The organism is Micromonospora sp. NPDC049257 (assembly GCF_040678915.1).
GTDB classification, from domain to species: Bacteria; Actinomycetota; Actinomycetes; order Mycobacteriales; family Micromonosporaceae; genus Micromonospora; species Micromonospora antibiotica.
In genome coordinates this window covers 39,483-65,024 of the sequence record NZ_JBFAQU010000032.1, presented here as the reverse complement: position 1 = coordinate 65,024, position 25,542 = coordinate 39,483, and the positions used below count along the sequence as shown (strand labels likewise).

The window sequence follows — 25,542 nt, the reverse complement described above, 5'->3', positions numbered from 1 at the left end:
CGACGCATCTGCGGCCTACTTCGGCGAAGTCCTGATGGATCGTGGTCAGCGGTGGGATGAACGAGGCGCTGTCCGGGTGCGACCCGTCGCACCCACCCGGACCGGCCCTGCGGCCGAGGGTCAGCGGATCGCCGGTACGGGTTCGGCGGCCATCGCGGGTACCTCGTCGGGCGCCGGTGCGCGGGTCGCCAGCAGCGGGCCGGCCATCGCGGTGGTCACCAGTGCCATGACGACCATCATGGTGAACAGTTGTCCGTCGAGGACGCCGAGGGAGACGCCGATGTTGAGCACGATCAACTCGGTCAGCCCCCGGGTGTTCATCAGGACACCCAGTCGTCGTGCCTGCGGCCAGGGCAGGCCGAAGGCCCGCGCGGGGAGGGCGGCGCCGGCCATCTTGCCGACGCAGGCGACCAGGATGATCGCGGCGAGTTCGAGCAGGTTGGTCAGGGTCAGCGCGGCGATGTCGACGCTCAGCCCGGTGACGATGAAGAAGACCGGCAGCAGCACCAGGCCGATGTTCTCGAACGGCACCCGGATGTGTCTGGTCAGCGGCTCCGCGGGGTGCCGGGGCATGACGAATCCGAAGGCGAAGGCCCCGAAGATGGCGTGGATGCCGATCCAGGTGGTGGCGTAGGAGGACAGGAAGACGCCGGCGGCGGTGATGGCCGCGAGCTGGTAGGTGTTCGGTCCGATGCGGCGGATCAGGGCGGCCAGGCCGGGGCGGACCGCGAGGGCCATGACCGCGACGTAGCCGGCGGACATGAGGACCACCTGGACGAGGTCGGTGGCGTCGCGGGCGGTGGCGACCGCCGCGACCACGGCGAGGATGCACCAGGCCAGCACGTCGTCGATGGCGGCGCTGGCCAGTGCCAGCACGCCGACCTGGGTGTGGGACAGGCCGCGGTCGCGCAGGATGCGGGCCAGGACGGGGAACGCGGTGATGGCCATGGCGGCGCCGAGGAAGAGGGCGAACGCGAGGAACGGCACGTGCTTGCCGGCGATCGTCGCGTGCCGGGGATAGATGAGGTTGGCCAGGCCGACGCCGAGGGTGAAGGCCAGGGCGATGGAGCACACCGACACCGACACGGTGAGGCTCTTGCGTCGGGAGACGATGCGCCGGTCGAACTCCCACCCGATGAGGAACATGAACAGCAGGAGGCCGACCTGCGAGATGGCCGACAGGTAGGGCCGGGCGGCGGCGGGGAAGAGCAGGGTGGTCAGGTCGCCGGGGAGCAGACCGAGCAGGCTGGGGCCCAGCGCGATGCCGGCGACGATCTCGCCGATCACCACGGGCTGCCGCAGCCGGCGGGCGATCCCGCCGAACAGGTGGGCTACCAGGAGGACGAGGGCGATGTCGGCCATCACGATTGCAGCGGTGAGTTCGGCCGGCGTGGCTACGGACTTCATGAGATCTCCGGATCTGGGCGGGAGAAGGCTGGTCCGGGGTCGGCGCCGGTGTGTTCACGGCGGCGCGGATCACCGACCGTAGCAGCGGATTTCCCGGCCGGACACGGCCATGTCCGGCGGGTTGGGGGTGCCATTTGCCGATTGATCGTGGTGGGGATGGCGGCCGGTGGGAAACGCGATCGCCCCCCAGGTGTGTGCCGGTTAGTCGCCGCCGGGCGTCCCGTCGCCGGAAGAATGCGGCGAGTCGACCGGGTAACTGGCAGGTCGGCTTACCGACACCGCTTCGTTAACCTGAAATCGTGCATTCCAGAAGAGTCGTTCGGTGATTGTCGTCTATGGCCCGATTTTCGGGGCCAATACTCGCTACCCTGCGTCACCTTAACGTCACGCGCCGAAATGAGTGCTGGGCAGGGGGTCGTCCAGTGGCACCCTCTCGGATCAAAGAATGGCTCTGGTTGCCCTGCTAACGCTGGGTTAGCCTTCCTGACGTTCCGTTCTTCCCTCGACACAGAGAGTGGAGTCATGGCGCGTTTGTCAGCCCTCGGCAGTCATTGCGACCGACCCGGGGCGGCGCTGTCCGGTGCCGAGCCGCGGAGGTCGGGGCGGTGACCAGACTTCTGCATGTCAGCGCCTCACCGACCGGCCCGGCCAGCCGTTCGACGGCCGTCGCCCAGGCGTTTGTCGACGCATTCCGCGAGCGTTACCCCCGGGCGGAGCTCGACGTGCTCGACCTTTCCTCGATCACGTTGCCCCCGGTGGGTGCCGTCGCGGTGGCCGCGAAGAAGAACGCCATCTCCGGTGCCGCCGGATCCGGCGACGAGGCGGCGTTGTGGCAACAGACCCGCGACCTCGTACGACGCTTTACCGACGCTGACCACTATCTGTTTTCCGTGCCGATGTGGAACTTCGGAATCCCGTACCTGCTCAAGCACTTCATTGATGTCGTCACCCAGCCGGGACTGACGTTCCGCCTCGACCCGCGCCACGGCTACCAGGGTCTCCTCACCGGCCGTCGGGCGTGTGTCGTCTACACCAGTGGCGTCTACACCCCCGGGTGTCCACCGGAGTTCGGCGTCGACTTCCAGTCCTCGTACCTCAACTACTGGCTCCAGGTCATCGGCGTCGACCCCGTGACCGAGATCGCGCTGCGCCCGACCGACTTCAGCCGGTCCCTGGCCGCCGATCTCGAGCAGGCCCGGGAGGACGCGCGCAAGGCCGCCCACACCATCTGACCGCACCCCGGCCGACGACGCGTCGGCCCGTACCACAGGAGGGAAACAGCATGTCCGTCTGGTTCGTCACCGGCGCCTCCCGGGGCTTCGGCCTGGAGATCGTCCGCCAGCTGCTGGAGCAGGGCGAGCAGGTCGTCGCCACGGCACGCAACACCAGCAGCCTGGCCGACCTGTCCTACCCCGACCGGCTGCTCGTGGTCCCGCTCGACGTCACCGACCAGTCCCAGGCCGACCGGGCCGTGCTCGCCGCGGTGGAGAGTTTCGGCGGCATCGACGTGCTGGTCAACAATGCCGGCCGGGGCCTGCTCGGGGCCGTGGAGGAAGCCACCGACGCCGAGGTCCGGGCGGTGTTCGACGCCAACGTCTTCGGCCTGCTCAACGTCACCCGCAGCGTGCTGCCCGTGCTGCGCCGTCAGCGCCGGGGCCGGATCGTCAACATCAGCTCGGTCCTCGGCTTCAGCGCCAAGATGGGCTGGGGCGTCTACGCCGCGACGAAGTTCGCGGTGGAGGGGCTCAGCGAGGCGCTACGGGTGGAGCTGGAGCCGGTCGGGGTCCAGGTGTGCCTGGTCGAGCCCGGCCTGTTCCGCACCGACTTCCTCGACCCCTCGTCGCTGCGCTTCGCCGGCCGGGAGTTCCCGGAGTACGCCGAGACCGCCGGGCGGATCCGCAGCTGGTCGGTCGGGCACAACCACGCGCAGGCCGGGGACCCGCAGCGGGCGGCGGCGGCCATCATCGACCTCGGCCGCAACCCGCACCCGCCGTTCCGGCTCCCGCTGGGCGTGGACTCCGTGCAGCGGATCGGCGAGAAGCTGGCCGAGGTGACGCAGGAACTGGAGGCCACCCGCGAGATCGGGTTGTCGATGTCCTACCCGGAGCCGGCCGCCGCCGCGCGCTGAGGCGGTGCCGGGCGATTCCCCAGACGATCGGCGAGGAGCGAAGATGGACACGATGACCACGGCGCTGGCGCAGGGCCGCGCCGAGACCTTCGACGAACGGGTCCGACGGCTGCTGCACTGGCACTTCGACCCGCAGACCGGGTCGGCGTTCTGGCTGCGTCAACGCGGACTGCTCGACTTCGATCCGCTGCGCGACATCGACGGCGCGGCCGACCTGGTGCGGTTTCCGGACCTCACCGAACAGCTGCGGCACGTGCCGGTCGGTGATCTGATCCCCCGCGGCCTGACCGGCACCGGCTTCCGGGTGTACGAGTCGGGCGGCACCAGCGGGGCGCCCAAGCGCATCGTCGACCGGGACTACCGGCGTCGGCTGCTGTCCTGGGCGATGCAACGGCTGCGGGCGCACCACATCGCCGATCCGGCGCACTGGCTGCACCTGGGCCCGAGCGGGCCGCACGTCTTCGCCTACGACTGCGCCCGCTACGCCGCCCTCGGCAACGGCATGTTCCACACCGTCGACTTCGACCCGCGCTGGGTCAAGAAGCTGGTGGCTGCGGGCGAGACCGACATGGTCAAGCGGTACGTGCGGCACCTGCTGGACCAGGCCGCCGAGGTGCTGCGGTCGCAACCGGTCAAGGTGCTCAGCACCACGCCCCCGCTGATCGAGGCGATCTGCGCGGACCCGGAGCTGCACGCCGCCGTCGAGCGGAGTGTCGAGACGATCATCTGGGCCGGCACCTCGTTCAGCCCGGAGAGCCTGCGCCAGGTCGAGGAGGTCTTCTTCCCCGACACCACGATCGTGGGGATCTACGGCAACACCCTGATGGGGGTGGCGCCGCAACGGCCCCGGCGCCCCGACGACCGGCACCTGTGCGTGTTCGAGCCGTACGCCGAGGCGGTGTGGATCGACGTGGTCGACGAGCACGGCGCGGTGGTGGACTACGGTCAGCGGGGCCGGGTCCGGCTGAGTCTGGTCAGCGAGGAGATGTTCCTGCCCAACGTCATCGAGCGGGACACCGCCGTGCGGGTGGAGCCGGTCGGTGACGCCACGGTCGACGGCCTGGCCGAGGTCGGCACCGTGGCCGAGGTCGGCGACGTCCGGGTGATCGAGGGGGTGTACTGAGTGGCCGGCATCGTGGTGGAGCCGATCGTCTGCGGTCGGCCGGTGCGCAGCCTCGACCGGGCCCCGCTCGCCGACGTCCGGGGCGACCTGCTGGGCGAGGTGGGCATGGTGCCGAGGCTGATGGCCGTCGGCGCGGTGACCCGGGCCCGGCGGGCGGCCGACGGCACCCCGGTCGGGCACGACCTGCTGCTGCGGGCCGCCGAGCTGTTCGCCACGGCCGACCTCGACGGGGAGACCCCCGAGGAGTACGAGCGGCGGGTCGCGCTCGCCGCCGGCCTGCCCCGGGTCACCGTCCGGCATGCCGTGGCCGACATCGTGCGCAGCCTCACCCACCTGCCCGCCACCACCCGGGCGGAGCTGCCGGCGTCCCGGTTGGGCGACGGTTACGAGACGGCCTGGGTGCCCGCCGGGCGGCTCTTCGCGGCCGTGATGGCCAGCAACCACCCGGCGCCCAACGACTCGTGGCTGCACGCGCTGGCGCTGGGCTACAGCGTGCTGGTGCGCCCCGGCACCCGGGAACCCTTCACCGCCCGGCGGTTGACCCTCGCCCTGCTCGCCGCCGGCCTGGCGGAACACCGGATCTCCTTCCTGCCGGGCGAGCGGGCGGTGGGGGAGTACCTCCTCGAAGCCGCCGACCGGGGCATCGTCTACGGCGGTAGCGACGCCGTCCGGCGGTGGGCCGACAGCGCGACGGTCACCACCCGGGGGCCCGGCCGCAGCCGGGTGCTGCTGGACCGGCCGGTGACCGCCGAGGTCCTCGAGCATCTCACCGTCAGCGCGGCCTACGACGGGGGGACCCGGTGCAACAACATCTCCCTGGTGTTGACCACCGGTGATCCCCGGCAGGTCGCCGATGCCCTCGCCGCCCGTTTCGACGCACTGGCCAGCCCGGAGGTGACGGCGTCCGACGCCACCCTGCCCGTCGTCGACGCCACCCGCGCCGAGGGCCTGCGCCGGCAGCTCGCCGGGCTCACGACCGGGGCGACCGTGCACACGGCGGCGGGCGCGGACCCGCTGGTGCGACTGCCGGACGGGTCGCACCGGCCGCTGCCCACCGTGCTGTCCACGGACGACCCGCGGCATCCGGCGGTGGGTGTCGAGCTGCCGTTCCCGTTCGTCGTGGTGGCCCCGTGGCGGCGCGCGGACGGCGTCGCCGCCCTGGGTGACGCGCTGGTGCTCAACCTGGTGACCGACGACGTCGACCTGCGGGCAGCGGCGGTGGCCGACCCGAGTGTCCGCAAGGTGACGTGCGGGCTGACCCTGCCCTGGGACAGCACGCCCGGCATCCCGCACGAGGGCAACCTGTCGCTGTTCCTGTTGCAGTCCAAGGGCGTCGTGTCGACCGGAACGAGGGATCATGCGCTGGCTTGAGGAACTGCTCTCCGACGGGTGGTGGGCGACCGGTCAGGCGGTACGGTTCCAGCTGCCCAACCAGACCGAGTCGTCGCTCACCTACGGTGACCTGCTGCGCCAGTCGGCGACGCTGGCCGGGCGGATCGGTGAGTCCGGCGACGGCACGCAGACCCGGCTGGCCATCCTGACGATGGGCAGCGCGGAGGGGCTCGTCGCCCTGATCGCCGGGCTGATCGTCGGCGCGGTGGTCATCTCCACCCCGATCCAGACGACGACCCCGTGGTCGGCGGACCTGTTGGGTGATCCGGACGTGGTGCTGACCGACGCGACGGGTGCGGCGGTGTTGCAGTGCCACGAGCGGTTGACCGGCGCCCGGCCACGCTACCGGGTGCTCACCGTCGACCTGACCGAGCCGGCCAAGGCCAGTGTCCGGCCGGACATCTGCACCGACCAGGACGACGTCTGCAAGATCGCCTACCTGGATCCGGAGCGGTCCACTCTGGTGGTGGCGCTGACCGGCTTCGCCCTGGACTCCGCCGTCCGGCAGCCGGACCGTCGGCCGTCGACCGGGGCGGGTGGGCTCGGCAGTCTCACCGGTCAACTCGCCAGCTACCGCCGGCTGGCGGCGGGGGGCGTCGTCGATCTCACCACCCCCCGGCCGGCCGGGCGGTCCCTCCTGGACGTGGCGATGCCGGTGACCCTGCCCACCCGCACGGAGGGCCGACTCGCCGACACGAGCACCGTCTTTCCGTACATCGTGGACAGCGCGGCCCATTTGGACAGACTGGTGTCAGGAATCGTCCTGCCGGCGGGGTCCGCCGCGCTCTCGCCAGTAGCTAAGTTGTAGGTATGGTAATTTCCGTTTCTTGAGCCGGTCCGGTCGGGAGATGGATCGTCAGCGCGGGCCGGAACGTGCCATGCCGCCCCGCCCGATCGGGCAAGGGACAAATGCATGCCACGTGAGTCGCCCGCGCTGCCGGGAAGCGGTTTCCTCATCGACCGTCATTCATCGGCACCGCTTTACCAACAGTTGTACGAACAGTTGCGGTGGAGCATCGAGGCGGGACAACTCACCCCGGGCACCCGGCTGCCGGCCACCCGTACCCTGGCCAAGGAGTTGGGCGTCTCGCGCAACACCGTGCTCGTGGCGTACGACCGGCTGCTCGCCGAGGGCTACCTCGACGGCCGGGTGGGCTCCGGCACCCGGGTGGCCACCCGGCAGAGCGTCCGGGAGATGGAGGCCAAGCCCCCCCGGCCGACCACCCGGACGCCACTGCGCATCACCCGGGCCGCCCGCCGGATGGCCGAGGCGTCGGCCTACTTCACCCCGGCGCACGACCAGCTGCGCTACCCGGACCGTCCGTTCACCCTCGGCATGCCCGCCCTGGACCTCTTCCCGTCGAAGGTCTGGGGCCAGATCATGTTCAGCAAGTCGCATCAGCTGACCAGTGCCCTCTACACCCACCGCGACCCGGCCGGCTACTGGCCGCTGCGCAAGGGCATCGCGGCCATGCTCGGGCTCATGCGCGGCGTCCGGTGCACCCCGGAACAGGTGATCATCCAGCCGAGCGCCCAGATCGCCGTGCACGTCATGGCCGTGACCCTGCTCGAACCGGGGGAGAAGGCCCTGGTCGAGGACCCGGGCCTGCAGGCCATCCGGGGTGCCCTGCACTCCGCCGGCGTCGAGACCTGCCCGGTGCCGGTCGACGCCGAGGGCATGTGCATCGGGGTGGGCCAGGCCCGCCATCCGGACGCCCGGATGGCGGTGGTGACCCCCAACAACCAGTTCCCCCTGTCGGTCCGGATGTCCGCGGCCCGCCGGGCCGAGGTGTTGGCGTGGGCCAGTGACAACGACGGCTGGATCATCGAGGACGACTACGACGGTGAGTTCTGGGCGGAGAATCCCGGTCCACCGCTGCACCAGGCCGACGAGCGTGGACGGGTCATCTACGTCGGGACCTTCAGCAAGGTTCTGTTTCCCGGCCTGTGCCTGGCCTATCTGGTGGTGCCACCGGATCTCGTCGACATCGTCACCGAGGTGCAACGGGCGACCGTCAACTCGCTCAACATCCTCACCCAGTCCGCGCTCGCCGAGTTCATCGAGGCGAATCATCTCGCCCGGCACGTCAGGCGGATGCGTGACGTCTATCGGGAACGCGGCGACATCCTCGTCGGCGCGCTGCGCGGCAGGCTCGGCGGGTTCGTCACGATCGACAACCCGCCGCGGGGCACCCACCTGGTCGCCAGCCTGCCGGAGACCGCCGACGAGCAGCGCCTGGCCCGGCTCGGCCGGGAGGCACGCCTGCGGGTCTATCCGCTGTCGTCGTTCGGCGACGAGCTGGAAGGGATCGGCCGGGGGCTGGTCCTCGGTTACGCGGCCACGCCACCCGAGAAGATCCTGGCCGGCGTCAACCGCCTGACGACAGTTGTCGAGCAATTCACCGGCCGTGCCCATCCGGGTAGTCGTACCGCATTGAGGAAGAGCGTATAAGTCGTTTCGTCGGTGCCAAAGGGCCATGTAGCCAAATAGTCAGGTGCCAATCCCAGTGGTACTAGCGAGATGGCAAACATGGCCCTGTGCCAATCGTCTTCCCCGCCGATACGGTCCGTACCGGATCGCGGCACCCTCTTCGGTGACCGGGCCGCCCCGAAGAATACAGGGGGAGACTTCCATGGCATCACCACAGCTTCTCGTACGGCGCCCCGAGGCGCCCACCACCGACAGTTGGAGCCCCGCCGGCTGGCGCAAGCTGCCCATCACGCAGCAGCCGACCTGGCCGGACCGGGACGAACTCGACGCTGTCGCCGACTACCTGTCCGGCCTGCCCGCGCTGACCGGCGTCGAGGAGATCAGGCGGCTGCGCGAGGAACTGGCCCTCGCCAGCGCCGGGAAGGCGTTCGTGCTCCAGGCCGGCGACTGCGCCGAGCCACTCGGCATGGCCGCCACCGCCTCGGCACGGGCCAAACACCGGGCCATCACGGCGCTCGGCGAGCGCCTGGCCCGTGAGCTGCACCGCCCGACCATCGGTCTGGGACGGCTCGGCGGCCAGTTCGCCAAGCCCCGCTCCGAGCCGTTCGAAGCGGTCGACGGGCAGCTGCTGCCCGTGTTCCGCGGGCTGATGGTCAACGAACCGGAGGGCACCGCGCTGGCCCGCCAGCCCGACCCGTACCGGCTGCTGTCCTGCTACTACACCGCCCGTCAGGTGGTGGCGGAGCTGGCGCGGGCCGGCGGCGGCGTATGGACCAGCCACGAGGTGCTCATCCTCGAGTACGAGCAGGCGCTGACCCGCCTCGACGAGGTCACCGGCGAGTGGTTCCTGCGCTCGACGCACCTGCCCTGGGTGGGTGACCGCACCCGTGGGGTGGACGATGCGCACCTGAACTTCCTGGCCGGGTTGGGCAACCCGGTCGCGGTCAAGGTCGGCCCCAGCGCCACCGTCGACGACGTGCTGCGGATCTGCGCGTTGCTCGACCCGCACCGCCGGCCCGGCCGGCTCATCCTGATCAGCCGGATGGGTCAGCAGCGGATCGCCGATCACCTGCCGCCCCTGGTGCGGGCGGTGGTCGACGCCGGCCACCCGGTCGCCTGGATGAGCGACGCCATGCACGGCAACACCGTCCGCGGCGCCGGTGGGGTGAAGACCCGCCACCTGGACGCCATCGTGGGCGAGCTGACCACCTTCGTCGAGGTGCTGCGCGGTCACGGTCTGGAGCCGGCGGGCCTGCACCTGGAGATCGCCGCGGACGACGTCACCGAGTGCGTGGGCGCGAGCGTGACCGACGAGAGCCAGCTCGGCCGCAACTACCGGTCGCTGTGCGACCCGCGGCTCAACAACGAGCAGGCCGACGCGGTCGTCGACGCGCTCGTCGCCGCGATGCACCGCTGAACACCCGTCCCCGACAACTTCGTGACCCGAGCGGAGGAGGCATCAGTGCGCACCCTGCTGGTCGACAACTACGACTCCTACACCTACAACCTGTTCCAGCTCATCGCCGTCGTCAACGGCGTCGAGCCCACCGTGATCCGCCACGACGATCCGGCCGTGGCCACCCTGGACCTGCGTCGTTTCGACAACGTGGTGATCTCGCCCGGCCCCGGTCGACCCGACCGGGAGAAGGACTTCGGCTTCTCCGCCCAGGTCATCGCGGACTCCCCGGTGCCGGTGCTCGGGGTCTGCCTCGGCCACCAGGGCATCGCCTCCGGCCACGGCGCGGCCGTCCACTCCGCGCCCGTGCCGCGGCACGGCCACCTGGCGTCGATCACCCACGACTCCGACGGCCTGTTCGCCGGCATCCCGCAGCAGTTCACCGCCGTGCGGTACCACTCGCTGTGCGTGTCGGACCTGCCCCCGGAGCTGGTGGCGACCGCCTGGGCCGAGGACGGCGTGATCATGGGCCTGCGGCACGTCAGCCGGCCCATGTGGGGGCTCCAGTTCCACCCCGAGTCGATCTGCACCGAGTACGGGCAGACCCTGCTCGGCAACTTCCGTGACCTGACCCGGGCCCACCAGGCCCGGGAGAGCATTCAGGTGGCCGCCCCGCCGCCCATCGCCGCGCCGACGCACCGGCTGCACGTGCGCACCCTCGGCTGGGAGACCGACGCCGAGCAGGCGTTCACCCGGCTGTTCCGGGACGCCACCCACGCCTTCTGGCTGGACAGCGCCCGGGTCGAGGAGGGGCTGTCCCGCTTCTCCTACCTCGGTGACGCCTCCGGGCCGCTGTCCGAGGTGGTCCGCTACGACGTCGGCACCGACGCGGTCGAGGTCACCTCGGCGGCCGGCGCCCCGACCCGGGTGCCCGGCACCATCCTGTCCTACCTCCAGCAGCGGCTGGCCGGCATCCACCTCGACTCGTCGGCCCTGCCCACCGACCTGACCTGCGGCTACGTCGGCTACTTCGGCTACGAGCTGAAGGGTGACCTCGGCGCTGCCGGGCCGCACCGCGCCGACACCCCGGACGCGTACTGGATCTTCGCCGACCGGTTCGTCGCGGTCGACCACCGGGACCGGCAGACCTACCTGGTGGCCCTCTCCGACGGCAGCGAGGGCAGCGACGACGCGGCGCAGGACTGGGTCGAGACCGTCGCCGAGCAGCTCACCGCGATCCCCGAGGCGGGACCGGTCACCCCGCTCACCCCGCCGCCGGTCGACACCACCTCGCTGGTCGCGTCGCTGGAGCGGGACCGGGAGCAGTACCTGGCCGACATCGCCGCCTGCAAGCGGGAACTGGTCGCCGGGGAGAGCTACGAGATCTGCCTGACCAACGGGCTGCGCCTGCCGCGTCCCCGCGACGGGTTCGCCTTCTACCGGGCCATGCGCCGCTACAACCCCGCGCCCTACTCGGCCTACCTGCGGCTGGGCGACATCGAGGTGGCCTGCTCCTCCCCGGAACGCTTCCTGCGGCTGACCGCCGACCGGGTGGTCGAGACCAAGCCGATCAAGGGGACCGCGCCCCGGGACCCGGACCCGACGGTCGACGCGGCGCTGCGCGACGAGCTGACCACCAGCGACAAGACCCGCGCCGAGAACCTGATGATCGTCGACCTGCTCCGCAACGACCTCGGCCGGGTGTGCGAGGTCGGCAGCGTCACCGTCCCCAAGCTGATGCAGACCGAGTCGTACGCGAGCGTGCACCAGCTGGTCTCGACCATCCGGGGCCGCCTGCGGGCCGAGGCCACCGCCGTCGACTGCGTCGAGGCGTGCTTCCCCGGCGGCTCGATGACCGGGGCGCCCAAGCTGCGGACGCTGGAGATCATCGACGGGCTGGAGACCACCGCCCGGGGCATCTACTCCGGCTCGCTGGGCTTCCTCAGCTGCAACGGCACGGCCGACCTCAACATCGTGATCCGCACCGCGGTGCTGTCCGGCGACGGGATGCGGGTCGGTGCGGGCGGGGCCATCATCCTCGACTCCGATCCGGAGGGGGAGTTCGACGAGATGCTGCTGAAGGCCGCCGCCCCGTTGCGCGCGCTGCTCAGCGGCGGCTACCAGGAGGACGTCGATGTCTACCAGTGATCCGCTGTCGGTGTGCGTCGTCGGCATGGGGCCGCGTGGCCTGTGCGTGCTGGAGCGCCTGGTCACCAACGCCGCGGCCGACCCCGACCGCCCGGTACGCATCGACGTCGTCGACCCGTACCCGCCGGGGGCGGGCCGGGTGTGGCGGGCCGACCAGTCCGACCGGCTGCTGATGAACACCGTGGCCTCCCAGGTGACCGTGTTCACCGACCCGACCGTGGAGCTGGCCGGCCAGCTGCGGGAGGGCCCCAGCCTCTACGAGTGGGCCCGCTTCCAGGTGCTGATGGGTGACCTCGCCCAGTTCCCGTCCGACGTCGCCGAGGAGCTGCGCGGGGTGGGACCCGACACCTACTCCACCCGCCGGTTGTTCGGCCACTACCTCACCTGGGTCTACCACCGGGTGGTCGCCACGGCACCGGCGAACGTCAGCGTCCACGCCCACGCCACGGTCGCCGTCGCGGTGTGGGACGAGTCCGACGGCCGGCAGTGCGTGCAGTTGCAGACCGGCGACCGGCTCCCCGGCCTGGACGCGGTGGTGCTGGCGCAGGGCCACTTCCCGGTCACCCCGACGGTGCAGGAGCAGAAGCTGGCCGAGTTCGCCGTCGAGCGGGGACTCACCTACATCCTGCCGGCCAACCCGGCCGACGTGGACCTGTCGATGGTGCGGCCCGGCGAACCCACCCTCCTGCGGGGGCTGGGACTCTGCTTCTTCGACTACCTGGCCCTGCTCACCGAGGGCCGCGCCGGCCGCTACGTCCGGGGCGACGACGGCCAGTTGACCTACCTGCCGTCCGGGTTGGAACCGCAGTTGCTGGCCGGGTCCCGGCGGGGCATCCCGTACCGGGCGCGGGGGCGCAACGAGAAGGGCGCGCACGGGCGGCACGAACCGCGTGTGCTCACCGTGGAGCTGGTGGAGCGGCTGCGTACCGCCCCGGACGCGACGCCGTTGGACTTCATGACCGACCTGTGGCCGCTGATCGCCAAGGAGGTGGAGACGGTCTTCTACGTGGCCGTGCTGCGCCGCCGCGGCTGCCGGGGCAAGGCCCGACGGTTCGAGGCCGAATACCTCGCCGTGCCCCGGGGCGACGGGCAGGAGGAGCAGATCCGCGAGCGTTACGGGATCACCGAACGGTGGGACTGGGACGCGGTGCTGGACCCGGCCCGCGACGAGACCTTCGCCGACCCGGCGGCGTTGCAGGAATGGATGCTGCGTTACCTGCAGGAGGACGCCGACACGGCACAGGAGGGCAACGTCAGCGGCCCGCTGAAGGCCGCCATGGACGTCCTGCGCGACCTGCGTAACGAGGTACGCCTCGCCGTCGACCACGGTGGCCTGCGGGGCAGCTCGCACCGCCACCACCTGGACGACTGGTACACCCCGATGAACGCCTTCCTCAGCATCGGACCGCCGGCCCACCGGGTCGAGCAGTTGGCCGCGCTCATCCGCGCCGGGGTGCTGCGGGTCGTCGGGGCCGGGATGCGGGTGTCACCCTGCCCCGAGCAGGGCGGGTTCCTCGTCGAGTCCCCCCGCACGCCGGGGACCCGGGACGTGGTGACCGCGATGATCGAGGCGCGGCTGCCGGAGGTCGACCTGCGTCGTACCGCCGATCCGTTGCTGGGGTGGATGCTCGCGCACCGCTCCTGCACCCCGCACGTGGTGGCCGACCAGGAGGCGCAGCCGCACGTCACCGGTGGGCTGGCCGTCACCGGCCGGCCGTTCCACCCGGTGACGGCGGCCGGCGAACGACACGCCCGCCGGTTCGTCTTCGGGGTGCCCACCGAGGGCGCACACTGGGCGACCGCGGCGGGGGCACGGCCGGGCGTCAACTCGGTGATGCTCGGCGACGCGGACGCGATCAGCCTGTCGGTGCTCGCCCTCACCGTGCGGGCGACCACCACGACGGGAGCGGTGACGACATGACCGAAGGCTTCGACCACGGGCTGCTCAGTCCCAGCAGCGCCGACCGGGCCATCGAGCACGCCGTGCGGGACCGGGCGGTGCTCCAGGCGATGCTCGACGCCGAGGCCGCGTTGGTGCGGGCCCAGGCCCGGCTGGGGGTGGTGCCGACGGAACACGCGGATACCATCACCGCCGTCGCCGACGCGCGGCGGATCGACCTGGACACCGTCGCCCGTCGGGCGACCGAGACGGCGAACCCGGTGGTCGCGGTGGTCGCCGCGCTCACCGACCTGGTCACGGCGCTGGACCCGGCCGCCGCGGAGTACGTGCACCGCGGCTCCACCAGCCAGGACATCCTGGACACCGCCCTGATCCTGGTGGCGGAACGGGCGCTGCGGGTCGTCGACGCGGACCTGGCGGCCACCGCCGATGCCCTGGCCGGCCTCGCGGACCGGCACCGGGGCACCGCGATGGCGGGTCGGACCCTGACCCAGCACGCCGTGCCGACCACGTTCGGCCTGAAGGCGGCGACCTGGCTCTCCGGTGTCCTCGACGCCCGGCAGGCGATCCACGCCCTGCTGGCCGAGGGGTTGCCGGTGCAGCTCGGCGGGGCCGCCGGCACCCTCGGCGGTTACCTGGAGTTCGCCCGGCTGGCCGGGGACACCGACGACGCCTACGCCGAGAAGCTGATCCACGCCTTCGCCGCGGAACTGTCCCTGGCCGAGCCGCACGCACCCTGGCACACCGTGCGGACGCCCCTGCACGCCGTCGTGGGCGCGTTGGGTCTCACCGCCGGCGTGCTCGGCGCGATGGCGGCGGACGTGCAGGTCATGACGCGTACCGAGATCGGGGAAGTGGCGGAGCCGACCCGCCCGGGGCGCGGGGTGTCCTCCGCGATGCCGCACAAGCGCAACCCGGTGCTGGCGACCCGGATCCGGGCGGCGGCGGCACAGTTGCCGCAGCTCGCCGCCACCGTCGCGCACTGCCTCGTCGCCGAGGACGAACGCCCCGGTGGCGCCTGGCACGCGGAGTGGCAACCGTTGCGGGAGGCGTTGCGGCTGACCGGGGGTGCCGCCGACGCGGCGGCCGAACTGGCCGCCGGGCTGACGGTGTTCCCCGACCGGATGCGCACCAACCTCGACCTCGCCGGGGAGTTCATGGCCTCGGAACGGTTGGCCGTCCGGCTGGCCCCGCTGCTGGGCCGGGTCGAGGCGAAGGAGCTGCTGACCGCGCTGACCGGCCGGGCCATCGAGACCGGGCAGCCGTTGCGTGACCTGGTCACGGCCGACCCCCGGGTCACCGCCGTCCTGGATCCGGGTGAGGTCGCCACCCTGCTCGACCCGGCCCGCTACGTCGGCGCCGCCGACCTGCTGGTGGACCGGGCCCTGCACCGGCACCGCACGTTCGGGATGCGGGCGGCGGCACCGGCCGAGGGTCGGCGGCCGTGAGCCGGCCGGGTCCGCTGGCGCGTCCGGTGGTCGGTGCGCCGATGGCGGGAGGCGTCAGCACGCCCGCCCTCGTCGCGGCGGTCAGTGACGCCGGGGGCCTCGGTTTCCTGGCCGCCGGCTACCAGCGCCCGGCGGACCTGGCCGCCGACATCGACCGGGTCCGTCGGGCCACGGCCGGCCCGTTCGGCGTCAACGTGTTCGTGCCGGAGTCCCGGCCGGTGGACCCGGCCGCCGTCGCCCGCTACCGGCAGGCGCTGCTGCCGCTGGCCGCCCGCCGGGGGGTGACCCTGCCCGACCCGCCCGAGCGGGACACCGACCACTTCGCCGAGAAGATCGAGGTGCTGCTCGCCGCGCGGGCACCGGTGGTCAGCTTCACCTTCGGCTGCCCGTCCCGGGCGGTCGTGGACCGGCTGCACGCCACCGGGTCGCAGGTGGTGGTCACCGTCACCGACGTGGCGGAGGCGCAGTCGGCCGTCGCGGTGGGCGCCGACGCCCTCTGCGTGCAGGGCGCCGGGGCCGGCGGTCACCGGGCGGGCTTCACCCCCGACGTCCGCACCGACCCGCAGCCGGGCACGGCCGAGCTGGTCAGGGCGGTACGACGGGTCGTCGCGGTGCCGCTGATCGCTGCCGGCGGCATCACCGGACCGGCGGAGGTCGACGCGGTGGTCGCGGCCGGCGCGTCGGCGGTGCAGGTCGGCACCGCGCTGCTGCTGACCCCGCAGGCCGGCACCCACCCGGTGCACCGGGCGGCGCTCACCGATCCCGGGCGACCCGGCACGGTCGTCACCCGGGCGTTCTCCGGCCGCCCGGCCCGGGGCCTGCGCAACCGGTTCGTCGACGCCTTCGACGCGTCGGCACCGGCCGGGTACCCGCAGGTGCACCACCTGACCAGGCCGCTGCGGGCAGCGGCGGCGGCACGCGGTGACGTCGAGGAGATGGCGCTCTGGGCCGGGGTGGGCTACCGCCTGGCCCGGCCGGAACCCGCCGGACAGGTCGTCACCCGCCTCGCCACCGCGGTGGCCGCCGCGACCCCGCTGCGCCCCGCATCCCACTGACAACTGCACCCCACTGACATCCGCACCCACCGACGTCCGTACCCCACCGACGTCCGCGATCCCAGGAGGATCCGATGCCGCACATCAACATCAAGTTCTTTCCGGTCGACCTGCACCGGGACACCGAGCAGCAACTGGTCGACGAGTTGACCGAGGCGGTCACCACCGCGTTCGGGTGCAGCCCGAACGTGGTGTCCATCGCCCTGGAGCCGGTGGAGGAGCAGCGCTGGCAGGCGCAGGTCTACCAACCGGAGATCGTCGAACGGCAGCACCTGCTGCGCAAGGTGCCGAACTACTGACGCCCCGGCCCCTGGAGGAGGTGGAGACCGCCATGGCGCAGCCGAACCGTACCCTCGCACCGAGACCGCTACCCAGCATCGCCGACGGCATCGACGACCTCGTCGGCAACACACCGCTGCTGCGGTTGCCCGTCGCGCACGGGGCACCCGGCGTCGAAGTGCTGGCCAAGCTGGAGTGCGCCAACCCGGCCGCGAGCGTGAAGGACCGCGCGGCGCTCTACATGCTCCGCGCGGCGGAGGCCGACGGCCGGCTGCGCCCCGGCGGTGTCGTCGTGGAGGCGACGTCGGGCAACACCGGCATCGCGTTGGCCGCCCTGTGCGCGGCGCGCGGGCACCACTGCATCATCGTGTTGCCGGACAACGCCACCCCGGAGCGGATCGGCCTGCTGCGGCGCTTCGGTGCCGACGTGGTGCTGACCCCGCGCGAGGCGCGCTACCAGGGGGCCGTGGACAAGGCCGAGGAGATCTGCGCGATGACGCCGGGCGCGTGGTTCGTCCGGCAGCACGACAACGACGACAACCCCCGGGCCCACCGGGAGACCACCGGCCCGGAGATCTGGGCCGACACCGGCGGCCGGGTCGACGTCCTGGTCTGCGGGGTCGGCACCGGCGGCACGCTCAGCGGCACCGCCGGCTATCTCAAGGAGCGCAACCCCGCGCTGCGGGCGGTCGCGGTCGAGCCGGCGGGCTCGCCGCTGTTGTCCGGGGGTACGCCGGGCACCCACGCCATTCCCGGTTTCAACGGTGGGTTCGTCGCCCCCACCACCGATCTGAGCCTGATCGACGAGGTGGTGACCGTCACCGACGACGAGGCGGCCGAGACGAGCAGCTGGCTGGCCCGGCGGGTGGGGGTGCTCGCCGGGGTGTCCTCGGGGGCGGCGACGCACGTGGCGCTGCGGGTGGCCCGGCGACGCGACAGCGTCGACAAACGGATCGTGGTCATCCTCCCCGACACCGGGGAGCGCTACCTGAGCATGTGGTCGGAGCGTCCGTGAGACGCCCGAGGATTGGAGAGGAACTCCCGTGAGGACACTGCTTCTCGTCGGTGGCGTCGACGACACCCTCGTCGCGGCGAAGGAACTCGGTCTGCGGGTGCTCCTGCTCCAGCACCCCACCAAGATCACCGATCGGCAGCGGCGGCTGGCCGACGTCGCCGAGGTGCTCGACTACACCGACTGGACCCTGACCGCGCCGGTGGTGACCCGGCTGCACCAGCAGTGGCGCATCGACCAGGTGGTCTCGCTGACCGAGCCGGGCCTGGACGTCGCGGCCCGCGCCCGTGACCTGCTCGGCCTGGACGGCACCACCTACCCGGTGTCCCGCCGGTTCCGCGACAAACTGGCCATGCGCCGCCACCTGGTCCGCCGCGACGCCGACGCGGTCGCGGCGACACCGCTGCACGACTTCGACGACCTGGGCGCCTTCGGCGCACGCCACGGATACCCGTTCGTGGTGAAACCGACCGCCGCCACCGCAAGCATCGGGGTGTTCCGGGTCGACGACCCGTCCGGGCACGAGGCCGTCTGGGAGCAGGTGTGCCGGCTGCGGGGGACCCGCACCGACCGGGTGTCGACCCTGCTGGTGCTCGACGACTTCCTGATGGAGGAGTACGTCCACGGTCGGGAGTTCAGCGTCGAGACGTTCAGCTTCGCCGGCCGGCACGTGGTCGTCACCGTCACCGAGAAGATGACCGACCCGGCTCACTTCGCCGAACTCGGCCACGCCGTACCGGCCCGGCTCACCGAGGACGCCTGGGACCGGGTCGGCGAGTGCGTCGGCACGTTCCTCGACCACCTGGAGTTCACCGACGGGCCCTGCCACACCGAGGTCCGCCTCAGTGGCACCCGGGCCCGCATCATCGAGGGCCACCACCGCTACGGCGGGGACGCGATCCCCGAGCTGGTGCGGGCGGTCTACGGCATCGACCTGGACCGGCTCGCCGTCGGGTGGCCGTTCCGCCTGGTCGACGCGCTGCCGGACAGCCCCGCACCCCGGGGTGGCGGCTGCGTACGGGCCATCGTCGGTCCACCCGGCCGGGTGCTGTCCGTCGAGGGGGTCGAGGAGGCGCTGCGCCAACCCGACGTCCTGGCGGTACGGATCAGCGCCCGCCCCGGCGACGAGGTACGTCCCCTGCGGGACAACTGGGACCGGCTCGGGCTGGTCGCCGTCACCGGGCCCACCGCGACCGCCGCCGCCGCCCGGGGCGCCCAGGTCATCGACGAGTTCATCCGGATCCGGATCGTCGACGACCGGGGCGGGGAACACCTCGCCCGGGCCGCCGAGGTGGCTCAGGTGTCCGGGGCGGTGGCCTGACATGAGCGTGCTGATCCTGCACCGCAATCCGTTGGAGCCGTTCCCGTACCGGGACTGGCTCGCCGACCACGACCAGCCGGTGGTGGTGCTCGCCGCCCGCGACAAGATCGAGTCCTTCGGTGAGCAGGTCCCCACCGACACCCTGGGCCTGGCCCACCTCGAGGTGCTCGACCACTACGACCGGGACGTGACGGACCGGGCCATCGCGCTGGCCGAGCGCTACCGGCCCCGGCACGTCGTCGCCCTGCACGAGGCGGACCTGGAACTCGCCGCCGACCTGCGGGTGCGCTGGGGGCTGCCCGGTCCCCGACCGGCGGACATCCGGCCGTTCCGCGACAAGCTGCTGATGAAGCAGCAGGCGGCGGCGGTCGGCATCGAGGTGGCCCCGTACGCCCTGGCGGCCACGGCGGCGCAGGTGTCGGACTTCGCCGCCGAGCACGGGTACCCGGTCGTGTTGAAGCACCGGGCCGGCTACAACTCCATCGGGTTGCGTATCGTCCGGTCACCCGGGCAGCTGCGGACCCACCTGGACGAGCTGTACCGGGGCGGCAGCCGCGACGACATCATCGTCGAGCGGTTCGTGCCCGGGAGGATGTGCCACGTCGACGGGTTCGTCCGGGCCGGTCGGACCGCCGTGGCCTGGCCCTCGCAGTACCAGTACGACCTCGCCTCGTTCGGCAGCGACCCGGGCCCGCGCGTCGACGTGACGCTCGACCCGGACGACCCGCTCACCGGGCGGCTGCTCGATCTGGTCGACCGGGTGCTGGCCGCCCTCACCCGCCGCCCCGGTGGGCTCACCGACCATGCCTTCCACGCCGAGGTGTTCCACACCCCCGACGACCGGTTGGTGCTCTGCGAGATCGCCTGCCGCAGCGGCGGGGCGAAGATCCGCGAGGTGTTCGAGGTGATGTTCGGCGTCAACCTGGCGGAGGCGGAGCTGCGTACCCACCTCGGGTTGCCCGTCCCCGCCGTCGACCGGCTCGCCGGCGGCGTCCGGCCGCGTCCGCGCAGCATGTCCGGTCAGGTGCTGATGATGAAGCGTCCCGGGCTGGTCCGCACGGTGCCCACCCCGCCGACGGAGCCCTGGGTGCGCCGGTTCTGGTGCTGGGCGCGACCCGGGCAGGTGATCCCACCGGCCGCCGGGTCGGCCGACTTCCTGACCGCCGCCATCGCCGTCGCCCCGACCCGGGTCGAGTGTGAGGCGCGGCTGCGCCGGCTCGGCGACCGGGTCGCCGCGCAGATCCAGATCGGGGAGCCGTCGTGACGACCCGGGGTGTCCAGGCCCGGTACATGGCCGCGATGGTGATCGACGCCACCGGCAGCGGCATGTACCTGCCGCTGTCGCTGATCTACTTCCAGCACAGCACCGGCCTGTCCGTGGGGCGGGTCGGCGCGATCGTCAGCGCGGCGGCGGTGCTCGGCCTGATCGCCAATCCGCTGACCGGGGTGCTCGTCGACCGGTTCGGCGCGCGGGCCGTCGTGGTGGGCGGTTACCTGCTGCGGGCCGCCGCCTTCGCCTGTTACCCCCTGGTCGACTCGGCGGGGCCGCTGTTCCTGGCCGTGCTGGTGGTGGCGTTCGGCGACGTGTCGTTCTCCCCGTCGGTGCATTCGCTGGTCGCCGAGATCGCCACGGGCAGCGCCCGGGACAAACTCATCGCCGCGCAACGCAGCCTGCGCAACGCCGGCCTCGGCGCGGGTGGCCTGCTCGCGGGGGCCGCCCTCACCGTCCGGGCCGACCGGGCGTTCACCGTGATCGTGCTGACCGCCGCGGTGGCCTTCACCGTCGCGGCCGGGCTGATCCGCGCGATCCCCGTCCAGGGCGGTCGACCCGATGCCACCGCCCCGGCCGCGGCTGCCCGCCGGGGTTACCGGCTGGTGGCCCGCAACCGGCCGTTCCTCGCCCTCACCCTGCTCAACGTGCCGACCGCGTTCGGTTACATGGTGTTGTCGGTGAGCCTGCCCGTCTACGTGACCCTGCACCTGGGGCAGCCGGCCTCGCTCGTCGGCGCGCTCTACGCGGTGAACACCATCGGCATCGCGGTGGCGCAGATCCCCGTCACCCGGGCGCTGACCCGGTTCCGCCGGTCCCGGGCCGTGGCGGCCGGCGCCGGCATCTTCGGGTTGTCGTTCGTGTCGTTCGCGGTGCTCGGGGCGACGGCCGGAGGTGCGGTCCTGCTGGCGGGCGTCTTCGCCGCGACCGGGCTGTTCACCGTCGGGGAACTCCTGCACGGGGCGACCGCGTCGGCGTTGGTGGTCAACGCCGCCCCCGCGCAGACCCGGGGTCGGCACCTGGCCGTCTACCAGCTGTCCTGGGCGGTGCCGGGCGCGTTGGCGCCGGCGGTGCTGACCGGTTTGCTGTCGCTGTCGCCGACCGGCATGTGGCTGGTGCTGGCGGTGGGTGTGGTGGTCGCCGCCGTCGGCGTGTTGCGCCTCGAACCCCACCTGCCGCCGGAGGCGCTCCGACCGCAGCCGGCACCGGCGCAGGAGACCCCACCGCCCACCACCACCGACCCCGACGGGGGCTCCACCGAAACCGACCCCGGGGATGGCCGTGCTGCCGCCGGGCTCGTACGAGTCAGGGAGAAGAACTGATGGGAGTTGCCAGCTGGGTGGTGCTCACCGGCGACGATCCCCGGCACGCGCCACCGCAGGCCGCCGGGCAGTGCGGCTGGGTGAGTCAGATCGCGCCGCTGATCACCGAGTTCACCCACCCCGGGGACCTGGTGTTCGACCCGTTCGCCGGGTGGGGGACCAGCCTGGTGGCGGCCTCGGTCACCGGTCGGCGGGGCATCGGCCTGGAGATATCCCCGGACCGGGCCGCGCAGGCGTCGCGCCGGCTGGGGGCGTACCCGCAGCAGGTGATGATCTGCGGTGACGCCCGCCGGCCCCCGGTGCCCGACCGCAGCGTCGACTTCGTCGTCACCGACCTGCCCTACTTCGGCACCGCGCTCGACACCGACTCCCCGGTCGACGGTCAGTTCTATGCGCTGCGCGACTACTCCGCCTACCTGACCGCCCTCGACCATGCCTTCCACGCGCTGGCCCGGGTCCTCAAGCGGGGCGCGTACGCGGTGGTCGCGGTGCAGAACCGGCGGGTCGCCGACCGGTTCGTGCCGTTGGCGTGGGACGTCGGCCGGGTGCTCGGGGGTCACCTCACCCTCGGCGACGAACGCATCCACCTGTATCCGCGCCCGGTCACCGGGGGAGACCCGCTGGTCAACAACCGGGCCCACGAATATCTGCTCGTCGCGCAGAAGCGGTAGTCGACGGCTCAGCCGGTGCCCACGCCCAGGGCGCGCTTGTCCGGCTTGCCACTCGGCCCCACCGGGACCCGGTCGATCACCTCGACCGTCGTCGGGACGGCGGCTGCGCCCAGGGTCGCCGCGACCCGGTCGCGTAGCCGGCCGACGTCCAACGGGCACCCGGTGGCCGGCACCACGTACGCGTGCACCGCCTCGCCGGTGACGTCGTCGGGACGGCTGACGACGTACGCCTCGGCGACGGCGGGGTCGGCGGCGAGCACCCGTTCGATCGGGCCGGCGTACACCAGGTTGGCGTTGACGATGATGACGTCCCGGACCCGGCCGGACAGGTGCAGGTAGCCGTCGGCGTCCAACCGGGCCAGGTCGCGGGTGCGCACCCACCCGTCGGTGAACACCTCGGCGGTCTCGGCCGGGTCCGCCCAGTAGGCGCTGGCCTGCGCCGGGGTCCGGACGAAGAGTTCACCCTCGGCGGCAGGTCGGCCGGTGGCGTCGCGGATGGACAGGTCGACCACGTCGGGCGCGCGCCCGACCGAGGCGAGCCGGCCCGGGTCGGCCAGCAGCTCGGTCGGGGTGACCATCGCGATCATGCCGGTCTCGGTCTGCCCGTAGCCGTGGAAGACCACCGGCCCGAGCACGTCGAGCGCCTCGGCGAGCCGGGACGCGGTGAGCGGCGAACCGGACACCACGAGCGCCCGCAGGCTGCTCAGGTCGACCGGGTCGGTGCGCTGGTCGCGGACGAGCTGGTGCAGCTTGCCGACGGTGATCACGCTCGCGGTGGCCCGGTGCCGGGTGATCATGCCGGGGAAGCCCGGCGGGCGGGCGGCGACCAGGGTGCCCCCGGCAGCGAGGGTGAGGATGCCGTACTCCAGCATCACCTGGCTGCTCAGTGAACCGAAGACCAGGTAGCGGCCCAGCCGGGGCGCGAGGTCGGCGATCGCCGCCGGCCACCGTTCGGGGTACGCCGCCCAGGCCGCGCCCATCGCCGCGTACGTCTGGGCGCAGCCCTTGGGGTTGCCGGTGCTGCCGCTGGTCCAGGTGATCCGGGCGATGTCGGCGGGCCGGCCGGCGGCGACCAGCGGGCTGCCGTCGTCGGGGGTCCGCGCCAGCGCGGCGAGCCGGGTGTCGTCGACGAGCAGCGCGTCGTCGCTGGCGAGCAGCCGGTCGAGTTGTGCCGGCGTCAGCTCGGGCCGGATGCCGGAGACCCGGGCGCCGACGGTGAACGCGGCGAGGACACCGGCGAGCGCCTCCGGGGTGACCCCGATCCGCAACGCCACCGCCCGACCCGGCCCGATGCCGGCGGCGCGCAGTCCGCTGGCGGTCCGCCGGACCAGGTCCGCCAGCTCGGCCGCGCCGACGATCCGGTCGCCGTCTTCGAAGACCGGCCGGTCGCCACCGGTGGTGAGCAACCGCAGCACGGGCTGCGGCCACCGCTCGTCACCGGCGGCGACCGTGCCGGAACCGGCCCGGTCGCGGTCCGCCGACCCGCGACCGGCCCGGTCGTGCCCGCCGTGGTGGCCGGGCTCCGTCGCGCGGCGGTCGGCGTGCTGGTGCTCCGCCGCGCGACGGCCGTCGTTGTGGTGCTCAGTCGCGCGGTGGTCGGCGTGCTGGTGCTCGGCCGCGCGACGGCCGTCGTTGTGGTGCTCAGCCGGCATCGGACAGGACGCCCTTGAGGAACAGCGCCAGGGGCTGCTGGTGCACGCCGGGCAGGTCCCAGTTGTTCTCCAGGTTCTCGGCGAGGTGGTGGGTGGCGACGAGCTGCCCGCCCCGGTGCACCCGGACGACGGGGTGCAGGTAGCTGGCGTCGTGGGCGCGTTCGGCGTCGTTCTCGGCGATCCGGGGGACGGTGATGTCGAACGGGTCGACCTGGTCGTGGTCCGGGCCGTACTCCAGGGTGGTCACCACGGCGAACGGCTCGGCCCCCAGGCCACCGTCGTGCAGGTGGGCCACCGGCACCTCCTCGTGGTAGCGCGCGACGCCGTCGGCGATCACGACGACGTCGCCGAGGACGGTGAACTGCTGCCACAGCGCGGAGGTCCGGTTGATCCGGGCGATGATCGCGTCGGTGATCGCTTCCGGGGTGGCGTCCAGGGTGGTGGCCGGCCACGGCGTGCCGTGGTGCCGGGCGGCGAGCATCCGGTGCAGGGCGCGTACGCCGTACCGGAAGCCGTGGATGAAGCCGTTGGTGGAGCGCTTGAAGTCGCGCTGCTGGGTGAGGGTGCCGGCGAAGTACAGACCGGGCACGTTCACCGACTCGAAGCTGGAGGTCTGCTCGGGGAAGCGGTCGTTGACGGCCAGCCGGGGTCGCGCCGACGGGTCGAAGATGCTGGCGTCGAAGCGGAAGCCGGTGCACAGGATGACCCGGTCGTAGTCGAGTTGCCGGATCGACTCGCGGGTGCGGGCGTACCGGAAGTCGATGCGGTAGCCGCCGTCGTCGCGGCGGGCGATCCGCTCGACGGTGCCGTCGAGCACCGCGTTCTGCGACTTGAGCTGGTAGGTGTCGAGGAAGTTGTTGTTGACCGCACGCAGGTGCCCGACGTAGTGCGTCTGCCAGGCCAGCCGGATCGAGTGCGGGCCGGCGACGTGGATGACGGCGGCGGTCTCGACCAGGGCGTCGGCGGTCTCGAAGGCCGAGTTGCCCTTGCCGATGATCAGGACCCGCTGGTTGGTGAAGTCGTCCGGGTCGACGCTGACGGTGTCGTAGCGTTCGGCGAGGTCGACGCCCTCGATCGGCGGCACGTACAGCTGGGAGACGCCGGTGGCGACGACGACCCGGCGGGCGGTCAGGGTGTCGGCGTCGGTCTGAACGGTGAACAGGTCGCCGTCGCGGGCGATCCGGGTGACCCGGGTGTCGTACCGGACCCGCAGCCCCTGCGCGAAGGCGGCCAGGTAGCGCACCATGTCGTCGGCGTCGGGGAAGTAGCGCCGGCTGAAGTTGCGGAACAGCAGCGCCGGGTCGTCGGTGAGCAGCGAGTTCCAGTCGGAGCGTAGGTTGAACTCCGGATCGTCGGAACCGGTCCAGACCTTGTTGATCGAGATCAGCTGCCGGTGCCGGGGATAACGGGCGAAGAACGCCCCCGGCGTCGGCCCGGCCTCCAGCACCAGGTGGTCACGGCCGTCGCGCTCCAGCAGGGCGGCGAGCTGGAGCCCGGCCGGCCCGGCTCCGATGATCAGGTAGTCGAGCGTCATGCGGCGCACCGTATCGGCCCGATTTCAAAGCGTTCTGAGATTTCGTCTCTAGG

Annotated in this window: 20 protein-coding genes; 17 read left to right on the top strand and 3 right to left on the bottom strand. The window is 72.4% G+C overall.

Annotation, left to right across the window (positions count from 1 at the left end):
- Positions 1-120: 120 nt before the first annotated feature.
- Positions 121-1,407 carry a cation:proton antiporter gene (locus tag AB0K25_RS28805; protein WP_219463113.1) on the bottom strand — a complete coding sequence of 429 codons (1,287 nt, stop codon included), beginning with the start codon at positions 1,405-1,407 and terminating at the stop codon, positions 121-123.
- Positions 1,408-2,012: 605 nt separating this feature from the next.
- Here AB0K25_RS28805 and AB0K25_RS28800 point away from each other — a divergent pair.
- The 17 genes from AB0K25_RS28800 to AB0K25_RS28720 all read left to right on the top strand — a co-directional run bounded on the left by AB0K25_RS28800 (position 2,013) and on the right by AB0K25_RS28720 (position 22,303).
- Positions 2,013-2,639, top strand: coding sequence for an NAD(P)H-dependent oxidoreductase (locus AB0K25_RS28800; protein ID WP_219463111.1), 627 nt, complete (start codon positions 2,013-2,015; stop codon positions 2,637-2,639).
- 50 nt (positions 2,640-2,689) lie between these two features.
- Positions 2,690-3,535 carry an SDR family NAD(P)-dependent oxidoreductase gene (locus tag AB0K25_RS28795; RefSeq protein WP_357534140.1) on the top strand — a complete coding sequence of 282 codons (846 nt, stop codon included), beginning with the start codon at positions 2,690-2,692 and terminating at the stop codon, positions 3,533-3,535.
- Positions 3,536-3,578: 43 nt separating this feature from the next.
- Complete coding sequence (locus AB0K25_RS28790; RefSeq protein WP_219463109.1) at positions 3,579-4,658, top strand: hypothetical protein; 1,080 nt, start codon at positions 3,579-3,581, stop codon at positions 4,656-4,658.
- Entirely contained in the window at positions 4,659-6,029 is a 1,371-nt protein-coding gene (locus AB0K25_RS28785) for an aldehyde dehydrogenase family protein (protein ID WP_357534142.1), read from the top strand.
- Positions 6,016-6,858, top strand: a complete 843-nt coding sequence (locus tag AB0K25_RS28780) for a hypothetical protein (protein ID WP_208570048.1) — start codon at positions 6,016-6,018, stop codon at positions 6,856-6,858. The genes AB0K25_RS28785 and AB0K25_RS28780 overlap by 14 nt, the downstream gene beginning before the upstream one ends.
- 105 nt (positions 6,859-6,963) lie before the next feature.
- Entirely contained in the window at positions 6,964-8,502 is a 1,539-nt protein-coding gene (locus tag AB0K25_RS28775; RefSeq protein ID WP_219463106.1) for a PLP-dependent aminotransferase family protein, read from the top strand.
- A 181-nt stretch (positions 8,503-8,683) separates the two neighbouring features.
- Positions 8,684-9,898, top strand: a complete 1,215-nt coding sequence (locus AB0K25_RS28770; protein ID WP_363823709.1) for a 3-deoxy-7-phosphoheptulonate synthase — start codon at positions 8,684-8,686, stop codon at positions 9,896-9,898.
- 45 nt (positions 9,899-9,943) lie between these two features.
- Positions 9,944-12,025 carry an aminodeoxychorismate synthase component I gene (pabB, locus tag AB0K25_RS28765; protein ID WP_219463103.1) on the top strand — a complete coding sequence of 694 codons (2,082 nt, stop codon included), beginning with the start codon at positions 9,944-9,946 and terminating at the stop codon, positions 12,023-12,025.
- On the top strand, positions 12,012-13,946 hold the full coding sequence (locus tag AB0K25_RS28760) for an FAD/NAD(P)-binding protein (RefSeq protein ID WP_357534145.1): 1,935 nt from the start codon (positions 12,012-12,014) through the stop codon (positions 13,944-13,946). Before pabB ends, AB0K25_RS28760 begins: the two co-directional genes overlap by 14 nt.
- Positions 13,943-15,373, top strand: coding sequence for a lyase family protein (locus tag AB0K25_RS28755; protein ID WP_363823707.1), 1,431 nt, complete (start codon positions 13,943-13,945; stop codon positions 15,371-15,373). The genes AB0K25_RS28760 and AB0K25_RS28755 overlap by 4 nt, the downstream gene beginning before the upstream one ends.
- Complete coding sequence (locus tag AB0K25_RS28750; protein ID WP_357534149.1) at positions 15,370-16,428, top strand: nitronate monooxygenase; 1,059 nt, start codon at positions 15,370-15,372, stop codon at positions 16,426-16,428. The genes AB0K25_RS28755 and AB0K25_RS28750 overlap by 4 nt, the downstream gene beginning before the upstream one ends.
- Positions 16,429-16,502: 74 nt before the next feature.
- Entirely contained in the window at positions 16,503-16,727 is a 225-nt protein-coding gene (locus AB0K25_RS28745) for a tautomerase family protein (protein ID WP_088647261.1), read from the top strand.
- Between the two features lie 32 nt (positions 16,728-16,759).
- Positions 16,760-17,722 carry a cysteine synthase A gene (gene cysK / locus AB0K25_RS28740; protein WP_208570042.1) on the top strand — a complete coding sequence of 321 codons (963 nt, stop codon included), beginning with the start codon at positions 16,760-16,762 and terminating at the stop codon, positions 17,720-17,722.
- 28 nt (positions 17,723-17,750) lie between these two features.
- Positions 17,751-19,040, top strand: coding sequence for an ATP-grasp domain-containing protein (locus AB0K25_RS28735; RefSeq protein ID WP_357534151.1), 1,290 nt, complete (start codon positions 17,751-17,753; stop codon positions 19,038-19,040).
- A gap of 1 nt (position 19,041) precedes the next feature.
- Positions 19,042-20,304 carry an ATP-grasp domain-containing protein gene (locus AB0K25_RS28730; protein ID WP_363823705.1) on the top strand — a complete coding sequence of 421 codons (1,263 nt, stop codon included), beginning with the start codon at positions 19,042-19,044 and terminating at the stop codon, positions 20,302-20,304.
- Positions 20,301-21,632, top strand: coding sequence for an MFS transporter (locus AB0K25_RS28725; RefSeq protein WP_357534155.1), 1,332 nt, complete (start codon positions 20,301-20,303; stop codon positions 21,630-21,632). The genes AB0K25_RS28730 and AB0K25_RS28725 overlap by 4 nt, the downstream gene beginning before the upstream one ends.
- On the top strand, positions 21,632-22,303 hold the full coding sequence (locus AB0K25_RS28720; RefSeq protein WP_208570038.1) for a DNA methyltransferase: 672 nt from the start codon (positions 21,632-21,634) through the stop codon (positions 22,301-22,303). Before AB0K25_RS28725 ends, AB0K25_RS28720 begins: the two co-directional genes overlap by 1 nt.
- 8 nt (positions 22,304-22,311) lie before the next feature.
- On the opposite strand, the gene AB0K25_RS28715 is transcribed toward AB0K25_RS28720, so the two are convergent.
- On the bottom strand, positions 22,312-23,955 hold the full coding sequence (locus AB0K25_RS28715) for an AMP-binding protein (RefSeq protein WP_357534156.1): 1,644 nt from the start codon (positions 23,953-23,955) through the stop codon (positions 22,312-22,314).
- Positions 23,945-25,489 carry an NAD(P)-binding domain-containing protein gene (locus AB0K25_RS28710; protein ID WP_219463086.1) on the bottom strand — a complete coding sequence of 515 codons (1,545 nt, stop codon included), beginning with the start codon at positions 25,487-25,489 and terminating at the stop codon, positions 23,945-23,947. Before AB0K25_RS28710 ends, AB0K25_RS28715 begins: the two co-directional genes overlap by 11 nt.
- Between the last annotated feature and the right edge of the window lie 53 nt (positions 25,490-25,542).